The organism is Longimicrobium sp., from assembly GCF_036387355.1.
Lineage (GTDB): Bacteria > Gemmatimonadota > Gemmatimonadetes > Longimicrobiales > Longimicrobiaceae > Longimicrobium.
The window spans coordinates 1-12258 of record NZ_DASVTX010000219.1; the positions used below are offsets into that span (position 1 = coordinate 1).

Genomic DNA, 12258 nt, shown 5'->3' on the forward strand with positions numbered 1-12258 from the left:
CGTCTGGTAGTGGACGGCGAAGCGCTGCAAGACCTCGGGCGTCATCAGCCAGCGCTCAAGGAGCTGCGAGGGGAACTCCACGTAGTCGCGCGCGACGGCCGTGCCGGCGAGCGTCGGGTACATGACGTTCGAGTTGAGGCCGTGCAGCGCGTGGCCGAACTCGTGGAACATCGTCGTCGCGTCGTCCCAAGAGACGAGCACGGGCTCGCCCGGCTTGCCCTTCACGAAGTTCGCGTTGTTCGAGACGATGGTCGTGACCTCGCCGTCCACCCGCTCCTGACTGCGGTAGGCGTTCATCCACGCGCCCGAGCGCTTGCCCTGCCGCGCGTACGGATCAAAGTACCACAGCCCGATCTGCCGGCCGCTGGTGCGGTCCGTTACCCGGTACACCGTCACGTCCGGGTGGTACACGGGCACGTCCGTCACCGGGGTGAACACGAAGCCGAACAGCTCGCCCGCCACCCAGAACATTCCCTCGCGCAGCCGGTCCAGCTGCAGGTACGGCTTCACCTGGTTCTGGTCCAGGTCGTACTTGGCCTTGCGCACCTTCTCGGCGTAGAACCGGTAGTCCCACGGCTCGATGGTGAGGTTGGCGCGCTCGCGGTTCGCGACGGCCTGCATGTCGGCCACCTCCTCGCGCACGCGGGCCACGGCGGGCGTCCACACGGCTTCCATGAGCCGCATGGCGTTTTCCGGCGTCTTGGCCATGGCGTTCTCCAGCCGCCAGTGCGCGTGCGTGGGGTAGCCCAGCAGGTTGGCGCGCTCCGCCCGCAGCTTCAGGATCTGGGCGATGATGGCGTTGTTGTCCGTGGCCCCGGCGTCGCCGCGGTTCACGAACATGCGCCAGGCGCGCTCGCGCAGGGCGCGGTTCTCCGAATACGTCAGGAACGGGTCGATGGACGAGCGGGTGTTGCTGATGACCCACTTGCCCGCCATGCCGCGCGTGGCGGCTTCCGCGGCGGCGGCGGCGCGCAGCGACTGGGGGAGCCCCGCCAGCTGCGATTCGCTGTCGATGACCAGCGTCTGCTCGCTCTCGTCCTTGAGCACGTTCTGGCTGAAGCGCGTGTACAGCCCGGCCAGTGCCTGGTTGATCTCGGAAAGCCGCGCCTTCTGCTCGCCGCGCAGCCGCGCGCCGGAGCGCACGAAGTTGGTGTAGCGCAGCCAGGTGAGGCGCTGCTGCTCCGGCGTCAGGCGCGCCTTGTCGGGCGAGTTGTACACCGCCTCAATGCGGCGGAACAGCGCCTCGTTGCCGGTGATCTGGTCGTTGAACGCGGCCAGCCGCGGCGCCATCTCGCGCTCCACCGTCTGGAACTCCGGGCCGTTCATGGTGCTGCTCCACACGCCGTACACCGTGCTCACGCGGTCCAGCGTGCGTCCGGCGCGCTCCATGGCGGCAATGGTGTTCTCGAACGTGGGCGCCGCGGGATCGGCGGCGATCCGGTTGATCTCCGCCAGCTGCTCGGCCATGGCGGCCTCCAGGGCGGGCTTGAAGTCCGCGACGCGCACCTTGTCAAAGGGCGGAATGCCGCCGTACGGCCCGGTCCACGCGGCCAGCAGCGGGTTGTCGCCGTGCGCGGACGCGGCGGCCGGGGCCGAGGCCGCGGGGGCATCGGCGGAGATGTCGTTGCTGTTCTGCACGGTCGCGCAGGCGGCGGTCGCGGCGGCCAGCGCGAGCGCCGCCGTGCGGGTGATCAGGGAATCGCGCATGTCTTTGGGAGGAGCGGGTGTCAGGCCGCCGCGCGGCGGCCGCGATGCATTGTAACGCGGAAAGCGCCATCGGTTCCCGCCAGATCCGCGCCGCGCATCTGCCGTGTGCCTTTGCGGGGACGCAACGGCAGCAAACGGCGGTTCACGCGGAGGACGCGGGCGTGGCGAGGTACGGGGAGGGAGCTGATGGCGTTCGGTGGAGCCGCGCGGCGCCACCGCCACGATCATGCGCCTCACCGGAACCGTCGGCCGGCAACCCACGGCGCCGGCCTGACGAACCGCTGTTCCGCCATCCTGTCCCCGCAGCCATCGACACAAACGCCCCGCCGTGGAATCCACGACGGAGCGTTGTCGGTCAACCCGCCTGCGAGCCGGTCACGCCGCGGCGTCGCCCTCCGGCGGGCCGACGAGCCTCCGCACCTCCTGCAGCAGGTGCGGAGGCAGGCAGGGCTTGATCAGCAGCCCGTCAAACCCCTCGCCCATGATGCGGTCGCGGTCCACCGACAGCGCCATGGCCGTCAGCAGCACGATGGGAATGTCCTTTGTCCGGGGGTCCGCGCGAAGCTCGTGCATCGCCGCGCGGCCATCCATCACCGGCATCGCCAGATCCATCAGCACCAGGTCGGGCATGTGCTCCCGCACCATGTCCACCGCCTCCTGCCCATGCGCCGCCTCCAGCGCACGATACCCATCGCGCTCCAGCACGGCGGTGAGCGCCACCCGGTTGTCCTCGTGGTCGTCGGCGAGAAGAATGGTCCTGGGCATGCGCGTCGGAGAACGGATCACACATCATGGGATGAACGCCGCGCCGTCCGCGGCGGGAACTCCGGACCCGGTTTCCGCAAGATCGGCGCCCGGTTGCTATCCCCCGAACAGGTCGGCCTGCGGCGTCGCCGGATAGATCAGCCCGCCACCTTCCAGCACCACCGCGCTTTCCGACATCCGCGCCGGCGCGGGCGCCGCCATGCTCACGATGTCCCACACCTGCGCCCCTCGCGCCAGCAGCGCGTCCGTGATCAGCCGGCGGTGGCAGCGCCAGGGCACCGCCTCCGCGCACATGATGGCGACGCCCCGCTGCTCCGCGTCGCGCAGCAGGCGCTCGAGTTCCGCGCGGAACGGCGCGGTGGCCATGTAGTCGGCGTAGGCCCGGAACGCCTCGTTGCGCCACGCCGTGTTGGGCGAGGGCGCCGCGCCCGCCTCCGCGCGCCGCCGCCCGCCCAGGTTCTCCGCGTGGCGGTACTCGATCCCCGCCTCCCGCAGCGACGCCACCAGCGCCTCCGAGCCGAACTGCGGGTGCCGCCGCGAGCCGGGAAAGCGCCGCACGTCCACCAGCAGGTTCACCCCGTTAGCCGCCAGCAGCGCGACGAACTCTTCGATCGTGCGCGTGCTGTGGCCGATGGTGAACAGCGCCCCCGGCCCGCTTTCATCCATCCCCCGGCTCAGGACGCGGCGGGCGCCTGCTCCACCGCTTCCACGGCGATGCTGATGGTCACTTCGTCGCCCAGCGTCACCCCGCCGCCCTCGGCCGCGCGGTTCCACGACACGCCGTAGTCCATGCGGTTGATGGTGGTGGACGCCTCGAAGCCGATGCGGCGGCGCCCCGGCGCGCCCGACACTTCCAGCATGCGGCCTTCCAGCACCACCGGCTTGGTGACGCCGCGCATGGTCAGGTTGCCCGCCACGCGCAGGTCGCGGCCGTTCACCGTCACCCGCGTGCTGCGGAACGTAATGACGGGGTGGTTGGGCGCGTCAAAGAAGTCGTCCGAGCGCAGGTGCGTGTCGCGGCGCTCGTTGTTGGTGTCGATGCTGGCCGTCTGGATGTCCACCTGCACCGAGCCGCCCGCCAGGCTGGCCGGATCGGCCACGATGGTGCCGCTCCACTGGTTGAAGCTGCCGTTCACCCGGCTTACCAGGTGGCGGATGCGGAACGTGAGTTCCGAATGGGCGGTGTCGATGCGCCACGTGACCGGCGCCACGGCGGACGCCGCGGGACGGGGCTCCACCGCGCGGGCGGCGGGGGTGGCGGCCAGGCCCATCACGAGCAGCGGCGCGGCGGCGAGGGCGATCCGTGTGGAAACACGCATTGGAGCAGATCCTTCAGTCCGGTGACGATGAGGGCGGGCTTCGGGAGCGAAGCCCGCGGGCTGCGGTGCGCTACCGCTCTCCGCGGCGGCGCAGGATGCGGCGGAGGTCCGCTTCCGCCGCGATGTAGCCGAACGGCGCCCAGTTCTCGGCCGAGGTGATGCGCCAGAAGATTTCCTCGGCCTGTTCCGGGTTGCCGTTGTACAGGTACCAGTTGGCCACCCCGTACCCCTGTGTGGCCAGCGTCAGCGCGTCGTCGCGCCCGGGAGCCAGCAGGCTGTCGGGGGGCAGTTCGCCGCGGTACATCCGCAGGCGGCGCAGATAGGCGCGGTTTTCCACCACGTCCAGGTCCGGGCGAATGCCCTGCAGCACCTTTTCCGCCTCCTCGGTGCGCCCCAGCCGGCGGTAGCTCATGTACAGCCAGTCCGCCGCCGCCACGCGCGCGTCGTCGTTGCGGGAAACGGCGAGCGCGTTGCCAAAGGCGCCGGTGGCGCGGGTAAAGTCGCCGCGCAGGTAGTACGCCAGCCCCAGGTGGTACCACACGTTGAAGGCCAGCGTGGTGCGCGGCTCGTTGCGGGCATTGGGAATGCCGTCCGGCTCCGTTTCGTCCGGCCTGCCGCGGATGAGCAGGGCGGCGCGCTCCAGGTCGCGTTGCGCGTGGCCAAAGTCGCGCAGGGTGATGAGCCGGTGCCCGCGGTGGCGGTAGAAGCGCGCGTCCGTGGGGTGCTTGCGGATCCCCTCGCCAAAGATGGCCACCGCATCGCGGTAGCGGCCCAGGTACGCCACCCGCCGCCCCAGCCACAGAATGGCGTCGGCGTTGTCGGGGTCGCGCTGGTAGACGGCGTACGCCGAATCCAGCTGCGCCGCCAGCCGCTGCCGCGTTTCCAGCGGAAGCTCGGGCGTGTACAGCGGCGCACCCAGCAGCGACACCGCTTCCGGGTACCCCGCGGCCGTGGGCGGGCCGCGCTGCACCGTGGCGCACGCGGTCAGCAGAAGGGCCGGGACCAGGGCCAGCGCGGCGGCAAGCCTCATCGGGGCGGGGGCTGGGGGGCGGAACGCACGGACGGCTCCGCCGCACGCGGGCGCGTACGGCCGCGGCGGGGCGGGGGTGGTGACGATCGTTGGATGGAGGATAGTCGCACCGAAGCGGCTTGAAAAGGGGTTCCGGCGCGCCGGAACCCCCGCTGCTTCAGCGCACCCGCAGGGGGATGGAGGTTTCGCCCGCCACCGGGTAGCCGTCCACGGTGGCCGGGTTGAAGGCGATCATCCGCACGTACTGCAGCAGGCGGTGCTCCGGAATGCGCGTCGCGCTGCGCTCCACCCGCACGTCGGTCACGTGCCCGGAGGCGCTGAGCGCCACCCGCACCCACACCAGGCCGCCGTCGCCCATGGTGGGGGGCGGCGCCGAGTCGCGCACGTCGCCCCAGTTGCTGAAGGTGCCCGCCAGTGCCCCGTCGCTCCGCTCCAGCGGCGCGGGCCGGCACTCGCGGCTGCGCGTGACCCGCAGCGCGGGCTCGGCGCCCACGTCCACCCGCATCCGCACGCCCCACTCCGCCTCCGCAGGCGCGGTGGTGCGCCGCGCGGCGAACACCAGCTTCTGCACCGAGTCCGCCATCTGCTCCGCAACCCGGTACTCCAGCACGTCGCGGCGCACGTTGCGGCCCTGCTCGTCGTAGCGCATGGCCAGGACGACGTGCCCGGCCGGCCCGCCCGCCTCCCGCCACAGCCGCGCGACCTGCTGCGTGAGCGCGGCGGAATCCACCATCGCGTCCGCCGAAGGCAGCGCGCGCGGCTCCGTGGCCATGCGGCAGCCCCGGTCGGAGCCCGGGCGCGTGTCGCTCATCCCCGGTCCGCCGTCGGCGGTGGAGGCCAGGGGGGCGCAGGCGGCCGCAAGGAGCGACGCGCAGATCAGCACGAGGCCGGGCTGGATGGCCATGGCGGGCCCGGAGTGCAGGGACGGACCGCGATTGTCACGCCGCGGTCACAAATGCAAGATGCTTCCGTCTCAGAGATAGTGTGGATGCATCCGCGGTGCCACCCTTTTCTTTGTAACGGCGCGGAGTTGCGGCCGCCGGTGCCCGTTACGCGTCAGCGGCAGCGGGCGGCGGGGCGGCGGGGGATGCCGGCGCGGAACTCCCGCTGCGCTTCCTCCGTTTCGCCCACCGGCCCCACCTCGCGCCCCTGCGGGGTGAACAGCCACTCCCAGTCGTAGGAACCTCCCGCCAGAAAGTAGCGGTGCTGGTTGACGAGAAGGTGCCCGGCGTAGTCCCCCGCCGGAACGACCTCGAGCGTGTTCCCCGGGATCAGGTACCGCTCCGCGCCGGTCGCCACGTCCACCTGGTGCACGGCATTCGAGGTTGCCCACGCAGAGGCCAGGAAGTAGACGCGCATGCCGTCCGGCGAGAACTGGGGCGCCTTGATCTCCGTCAGGTTCCGCACCGGCGCATCGTCCTCACGCGGCCGCACCAGCATGCGCGCCCCGCTTCCGTCCGTGTTCATCACCCACACCGCCGACTGGCCGGACCCGCCCGGCATCCTGCGCAGAAACACGATCCGCGTGCCGGTGGGCGAAAGCCGCGGCTCTGAATCCATCCCCGACTGGGTGAGGCGGCGCGCCGGTGCGCTGCAGGGCGGCCGGTACACGATCCCGCCGTTCACCGCCTCCACGCGCTGGCCGTGGAGGGGCGCCGCACACGCCGCGAGCACAAGGAGCATCGTCAGAGTCCGCATGATGGACGGGTGCGGGAGGGGGATGGATGATGAGGCCGCGATGCCAAGCTACACCGCGCCCGCCCTCCCCGGAACGGCTCCCGCCCCGCGGCTCTGACGACGCGACCGAACTCGGCCGACCAGCCGATTGCAGGGCGCCGGGCGCGCGCCTACGTTGCGTGGCGACACCGATCCACCCGCAACCCCGGATGCTCATGCGTGCAACCCTGTTCGCCGTTCTCGCCTTCGCGGCCTGCGCCCCGGCCGCATCTGGGCCTGCTCCCTCCCCGTCCCCGCGGTCCGGCGGCTCCACCGGCGCCACCGGGGGAGAGAACACCCAGGTGGTGCTGAGCGGCGAGTCCATGACCGTGTCTACCGCCAGCGAGTTCCGCCTGATCGCGGCGGAGGTGGCCGCGCCCGTGGACCGGGTGTGGGCGGTGCTCCCCGCCGTGTACCAGGAGCTGGGCCTCACGGCCTCCGCCGATGCGCCGCGCCGCACGGTGGCGGCCCGCAACGCCGTGGTGAACCGCCGCTTCCAGGGCCGCAGCGCGTCGCAGTTCTTTGACTGCGGCACCGGCCAGTTCGGCGCCGAACTCGCGGCGCAGAACGAGATCCGGATGGACCTGCAGACCACCGTGCAGCCGGGGAGCACCGCCGGCACGTCGCGGCTGGAAACCGGGCTGCGGGCCAGCGCGCGCGCCTCCACGGGGGCCAACGCGCTCATGGCCGTCTGCCACACCAGGCAGACCATGGAGGCGCTGGTCGCGGAGCGCGTGCGGGCAAAGCTGGGCCTGGGCGGCTGATCCTCGCCCGATCGGCCGTACGCCAACGCGGGCCCGGCAATCCGGGCCCGCGTTTCTGCTTTTCATCACTCGACCCGTACGGGGCTCATGTTTCTGCGCCGTCATGTGGTCGGCGGCGGGCTGCGCGAATCGCCATGGCTATTTGGGCGGCGCTCCGGCGGATGTAGATTGCCGGGCAGCGCTGCCCTCCCCTTCCCCCTCCGAGAGCCTGTGCCATGGGCGCCACCGTTTCTCTTCCCGCCTGGCTGGCAGGAGTGCTGGTGCTGCTGGCGGCGGCCTGCGTACTGGACCGGCTGATGGTGCCGGGCGTGCGCTGGTTCATCCGCCAGCGCACGCTGCGGGTGCTGGACGAAGTCAACCGCCGTCTCCCCATCGAGATCCAGCCCTTTCGCCTGGCACGCCGGCAGGTGCTGGTGGACCGGCTGATGTCGGACCCGCACGTGGTCCGCGCAACCGGCGAGCACGCGCGCACCACGGGCGCGCCGCTGGACGTGGCCGTGGCGCGCGCGGAGAAGTACGCGCGGGAGATCGTCCCCGCCTTCAACGCGTACCTGTACTTCCGGCTGGGGTACGCGGTGGCGCGGCGGGTGGCGCGGGCGCTGTACCGCGTGCGCATGGGGTGGAGCGACGAGGCGGGGCTGGCGGCCATCGAGAAGGGATCCACGGTGGTGTTCGTGATGAACCACCGCAGCAACATGGACTACGTGCTCGTCGCCTACCTGGCCGCGGGGCGCGCGGCGCTCAGCTACGCGGTGGGCGAGTGGGCGCGGGTGTGGCCGCTGCAGCAGCTGATCCGATCGATGGGGGCGTACTTCATCCGCCGGCGCGACAACGACGACCTGTACCGCCGCGTGCTGGAGCGGTACGTGGCCATGGCGACGGACGCGGGCGTGACCCAGGCCGTGTATCCGGAGGGAGGATTGAGCCGCGACGGCACCCTGCGCCCGCCCAAGCTGGGGCTGCTGGACTACATGATCCGCGGATTCGACCCGGCGGGCGCGCGCGACCTCGTCTTTGTGCCCGTCGGCATCAACTACGACCGCACGCTGGAAGACCGAACGCTGCTGCTGGATGCGCAGCCCGGACGCCGCCGCTCGGGCGCTCTTGCCGCGCTGGGACGGACGATGACGTTCATCGGCAAGAACCTGGCGCTGATGGCGCGCAGCCGCTGGCACCGCTTCGGCTACGCCTGCGTGAACTTCGGCACGCCGGTTTCCATGCGCGCGTGGTGCGCCGCGCACTCGACGGATTTTCGCGCACTGGACAAGGAGCAGCGCCACGACCGCGTCGCCGCGCTGGGCGCCGACCTGATGGCGGCGGTGGGCCACGTGATCCCGGTGCTCCCCGTCTCCCTGGTCGCCACCGTGTTCGTGCGCGACGGAGAGGCGCGGAGCGAGCTGGAGGTCAAGGCGCGCGTGGCGGAACTGGTGGAGCGTGCGGAGGCGCACGGAGGCCGGGTGTACGTGCCGCGGCGGGACATGGACTACGCCGTAACCGTGGGGCTGCGGATGCTCACACTTCGGCGGATGGTGCTGGAGACGGACGGCCTGTACGCGGCCAATCCGGAAGAAGGCGCGCTCCTGCGATACTACGCCAACTCCATCGCGCACCTCATCCCCGCCGACGAGCCGCCGGCCGCCATCCCCTTTACCGCCGTCGCCGCCCCCGCCGCTGCGGTGAGCGCGCCCGCTTGAGCGAGTGGGCTCGTCCAGAAGGGAAGAACCGGAGTGAAGGCGCGTGATCCGGGGTGTGTGCCCGTCCGCCGCTGTGGCCCTCACCCCGCGTGCTGCGCACGACGACCCTCTCCCACGAACAGATGTGGGAGAGGGGGCACACGGCAACTGCAGTCCGGAGCGGGCCGGACGGGTGGCGCGGCGGAGCGAGGCCCCCATCCCCAGCCCTTCCCCCAAAAAAACCCTGGGGGAAGGGAGCACTGGGTACGCGCTCCAGAGTTTGTCGCCCGGACCGACCCTCCCCCAGTCTTTTTTGAGGGAGGGTGGGTGAGGAATGCGAACCCGGGTGGGGCCGCCGTGGTGCCCGCCATCCACGCCGGGCTTCTCCCCCCCGTTCAGTTGAAGCCCCGATCGTGCGCGCGACAGCGGCCATGAGTCGGGGCTTACCGCTTTCCGAGCGGCGGATTCATCCGCTCAGGAGCGCTGCGTGCGGGACCGAACTCCTCGCCCGCGCTGGTGCAGCCTCACGGCAGTATCGTGAGGCTTTCAGCCGTTGTTGCGGCGACTTCAGTCGCTCAGCCGGCCGCCGCAGTCCAGCAGAAAGCCCCGGCACCTTTCGGCGCCGGGGCTTCTCATCCGTCCACCCCGCCTACGCCACCGCCTGCCGCACGCCGTCGTCCGGACCCGGATCGGACGGGAGCGGCGCGGGCGCGGGCTCGGGTTCCAGCGGATGCACCGTTTCCAGGTTCAGCACGGGCACGCCCGGCCCCGCCGGCTCCGGGGGCGCCAGCTGCCGCTCCACGGGGACGCTTTCCGCGCGCATCCCCCTTCGCCGCGGGTCGGCGATCCACCCGGCCACGCGCTGCATGAACCGCCACACGCCGCTGCTCCCCGGCCGCTGGTACCCGCCTTCCGACGGGTCCATCCCCATCCGGTTGAAGACCTGCGTGAGCCACTCCGGCCCGTGCCCGCCCACCTCCAGCTCCGGCATCCAGCACTCCAGCTCTCCCGCGGGCACCAGAAACACGCCGTACTCCGCCAGGTTGTCCAGCAGCTGCTCGAACTGTTCGCGCGCCTCGCCGTTCAGCCGGTAGATGCCGCCGTCCTTGTAGTGCGCGTTGTTCATCTTCTGATGCAGGCGCCGGCGCCCCTCCTCCCACGGCTCCCAGAACACCTGCGGAACGAACGCCGCGTTCAGCAGGTCGCGAAAATCCTCGCGCCCCTTCATGAGGTCCAGGTCCAGAATGGCCGCGGCGGGAAGCCCCATCTCGCGCAGGGGCTTGATGATGCGCCGCACCGTCTGCTTGTTCTGCGCGTTCAGGAACACGCAGCCGTCCGCGCCGCCGGAGCGGTGCGAGAGCATGCGGTCGTTGATCTCCTGGTAGTACACGCGGTCAGCGTCCGCCTCGCACACCACGGCCCCCTCGTGAAACATGGCGCCCAGCACGCCGGTGCTGCGCAGCAGCGGGTCGCGCATCATGGCTTCGAGCTTGTGCGCCGCCAGCATGCGCGCCCCCGCGAGCCCCTTGCGGTGCGTCAGGCGGACGATGTTCACGGCGTGGCCGCTGGTTACGGCCCCCATCACGAAATCGGGCGAGTGCGTGGCCACCAGCACGTTGGCCCCGCGCTCCGCCGCGAGCTGCGTCAGGCGGCGCCCCAGCTTGCGCGTCAGCGGCGGATGAAGGAAGGCTTCCGGCTCGTCCACCAGCATGATGCGGTAGTCGGCGCTCAGCAGCGCGGCGGTAAGGCCGGTGAAGGCGCGGATGCCGTCGCTCATCTCCGCGATGTCCGTGGCGCGGCCGTGAAAGGCGCGCGAGCGGTCGTCGGCGGCCTGCTCCTCGTCGTTGTCCATGGGCGCGCGCTCCGCCATCCGCACGCGAAAGTGCGATCCCGCCGTGGGATCCACCACGAAGTACAGCCCGAACGCGTCCGCCGTGATCTCGCGGATGCGCGCGCGGGCCTCGTGGTCGCGAAACAGCACGCCCAGGTGATTGGTGGGATTGGCGCCCCGGTCCGCGGCGGCCTGGGGCTGCGTGAGCGCCAGCCGCGTCTGCCCGTCCAGCCGCAGGGTGAACAGCCCCAGCAGGTCGCGGCAGATGATGTCCAGCTCTTCGTCCGTGGGATGGTCCACGTTCTGCGCCGCCGCGAGCAGCGCGGCGATGTCTACCGTGGCCTCCACCAGCGGCTCGGCGGTGTCGGTGGCGCGGCGGCGCGAGTACTCGCCGGGGGAGCGCAGGCGCAGGACGGTGATCTCGTTTTCCGCCGTGGCCCCGTCCTTTACCCCCACGGCGCGCGACCGCAGCATCTGCTCAATGACGGCGTCGGAGGGCAGCTTGATCCCCAGCCGCCGGATGATGTGCCGCAGCGAATCCCCGCCCGACTCGATGAACTCCTCCACCTCGCGCAGCGCGAGGCTTTTTCCCGAGTTGTTGGGCCCCACGAACACCGTCATGGGTCCGGGCGTGAACTGCAGCGGTTCGTCGCCTTCCGCCGCGCCGAAGCGCAGGGCTACAGACTTGAGCATTGTGTCGGGACACCCGGCGGGGCCGTGGCGGAAGCGCCGGGTGCGGGCTGTGGGTGCGCCGACTGTCGGGTCGCGTGTCGGGATGGGGATCTCGGACGCAGGGCCCTGATTGGGTGGTCAAAATTGCGAGAAGTGCGCCAGTCGCGTGTCAACTCGCCGCATCCGCAACCCGCGTAATCGTTTGGCGGGGATCATCCGGCTCTGCGCGGCGGCAGCCCGGGGCGCCGGGTCTCATGGCCTGGTGCCTGACAAGACTGCTGAGCGACTGAAGTCGCCGCAACAACTGCGGAAAGTCCCCCCAACAGACGGGGGGACTTCACCTGCACGCGGGCGGCAGCTTCGGTCTGCGCGCGGACTCCGGCGTGGCGGGTGGTGTCCTGAGCGGATCAATCCGCCGCTCTGAAAGCGGAAAGCCCCGACACAGTGCCCACAGGCGCTGTGTCGGGGCTTCAACTGCGGGGTGAGAAGCCCAGCGTTGGATGGCGGTCTCCACGGCGGCCCCCACCCGGGTTCGCATTACTCACCCACCCTCCCCCAAAACGGACTGGGGGAGGGTTGTTGTGCGGACGAGATCCCGGAGCGCGTACCCAGTGCTCCCTTCCCCCAGGGTTGTTTGGGAAGGGCTGGGGGCGGGGGCCTCTCTCCGCCGCGCCAACCCATCCGGCCCGCTCCAAACCGCCGTTGCCGTGTGCTCCCTCTCCCACATCTGTTCGTGGGAGAGGGTCGTCGTGCGCAGCACGCGGGGTGAGGGCCACACCCC

At 71.2% G+C, this 12258-nt stretch carries 10 protein-coding genes; 2 read left to right on the top strand and 8 right to left on the bottom strand.

The window, feature by feature from the left end; genetic code table 11:
- The 7 genes from VF665_RS09665 to VF665_RS09695 all read right to left on the bottom strand — a co-directional run.
- On the bottom strand, positions 1-1707 hold a 1707-nt coding region (locus tag VF665_RS09665; RefSeq protein ID WP_331053214.1), incomplete at its 3' end, for a M3 family metallopeptidase.
- 375 nt (positions 1708-2082) lie between these two features.
- Entirely contained in the window at positions 2083-2472 is a 390-nt protein-coding gene (locus tag VF665_RS09670) for a response regulator (protein WP_331053215.1), read from the bottom strand.
- Positions 2473-2568: 96 nt separating this feature from the next.
- A complete protein-coding gene (locus tag VF665_RS09675; RefSeq protein WP_331053216.1) occupies positions 2569-3138 on the bottom strand; it encodes a DUF488 domain-containing protein in 570 nt (189 codons plus the stop codon).
- A gap of 8 nt (positions 3139-3146) precedes the next feature.
- Positions 3147-3791 carry a YceI family protein gene (locus VF665_RS09680; RefSeq protein ID WP_331053217.1) on the bottom strand — a complete coding sequence of 215 codons (645 nt, stop codon included), beginning with the start codon at positions 3789-3791 and terminating at the stop codon, positions 3147-3149.
- Between the two features lie 70 nt (positions 3792-3861).
- Entirely contained in the window at positions 3862-4821 is a 960-nt protein-coding gene (locus VF665_RS09685) for a hypothetical protein (RefSeq protein ID WP_331053218.1), read from the bottom strand.
- A gap of 157 nt (positions 4822-4978) precedes the next feature.
- Positions 4979-5725 (bottom strand): energy transducer TonB, encoded by a 747-nt coding sequence (locus tag VF665_RS09690; RefSeq protein ID WP_331053219.1) that lies wholly within the window; start codon positions 5723-5725, stop codon positions 4979-4981.
- Between the two features lie 152 nt (positions 5726-5877).
- Positions 5878-6504, bottom strand: a complete 627-nt coding sequence (locus VF665_RS09695) for a hypothetical protein (RefSeq protein ID WP_331053220.1) — start codon at positions 6502-6504, stop codon at positions 5878-5880.
- A gap of 209 nt (positions 6505-6713) precedes the next feature.
- Between VF665_RS09695 and VF665_RS09700 the strand changes: the two genes are divergently transcribed.
- Together VF665_RS09700 and VF665_RS09705 are read left to right on the top strand one after the other, a co-directional pair.
- Positions 6714-7301 carry a hypothetical protein gene (locus VF665_RS09700; RefSeq protein WP_331053221.1) on the top strand — a complete coding sequence of 196 codons (588 nt, stop codon included), beginning with the start codon at positions 6714-6716 and terminating at the stop codon, positions 7299-7301.
- Between the two features lie 215 nt (positions 7302-7516).
- Positions 7517-8995, top strand: coding sequence for a 1-acyl-sn-glycerol-3-phosphate acyltransferase (locus VF665_RS09705; protein ID WP_331053222.1), 1479 nt, complete (start codon positions 7517-7519; stop codon positions 8993-8995).
- A 628-nt stretch (positions 8996-9623) separates the two neighbouring features.
- Here the strand turns inward: VF665_RS09705 and VF665_RS09710 are convergent.
- Positions 9624-11498 (bottom strand): ATP-binding protein, encoded by a 1875-nt coding sequence (locus VF665_RS09710; protein ID WP_331053223.1) that lies wholly within the window; start codon positions 11496-11498, stop codon positions 9624-9626.
- Between the last annotated feature and the right edge of the window lie 760 nt (positions 11499-12258).

What these genes read in the sequence shown, in the direction of transcription:
- VF665_RS09670 (WP_331053215.1), bottom strand. Translation starts at nt 2,472, where the DNA reads ATGCCCAGGACCATTCTTCTCGCCGACGACCACGAGGACAACCGGGTG.
- VF665_RS09675 (WP_331053216.1), bottom strand. Translation starts at nt 3,138, where the DNA reads ATGGATGAAAGCGGGCCGGGGGCGCTGTTCACCATCGGCCACAGCACG.
- VF665_RS09680 (WP_331053217.1), bottom strand. Translation starts at nt 3,791, where the DNA reads ATGCGTGTTTCCACACGGATCGCCCTCGCCGCCGCGCCGCTGCTCGTG.
- VF665_RS09685 (WP_331053218.1), bottom strand. Translation starts at nt 4,821, where the DNA reads ATGAGGCTTGCCGCCGCGCTGGCCCTGGTCCCGGCCCTTCTGCTGACC.
- VF665_RS09690 (WP_331053219.1), bottom strand. Translation starts at nt 5,725, where the DNA reads ATGGCCATCCAGCCCGGCCTCGTGCTGATCTGCGCGTCGCTCCTTGCG.
- VF665_RS09695 (WP_331053220.1), bottom strand. Translation starts at nt 6,504, where the DNA reads ATGCTCCTTGTGCTCGCGGCGTGTGCGGCGCCCCTCCACGGCCAGCGC.
- VF665_RS09700 (WP_331053221.1), top strand. Translation starts at nt 6,714, where the DNA reads ATGCGTGCAACCCTGTTCGCCGTTCTCGCCTTCGCGGCCTGCGCCCCG.
- VF665_RS09705 (WP_331053222.1), top strand. Translation starts at nt 7,517, where the DNA reads ATGGGCGCCACCGTTTCTCTTCCCGCCTGGCTGGCAGGAGTGCTGGTG.
- VF665_RS09710 (WP_331053223.1), bottom strand. Translation starts at nt 11,498, where the DNA reads ATGCTCAAGTCTGTAGCCCTGCGCTTCGGCGCGGCGGAAGGCGACGAA.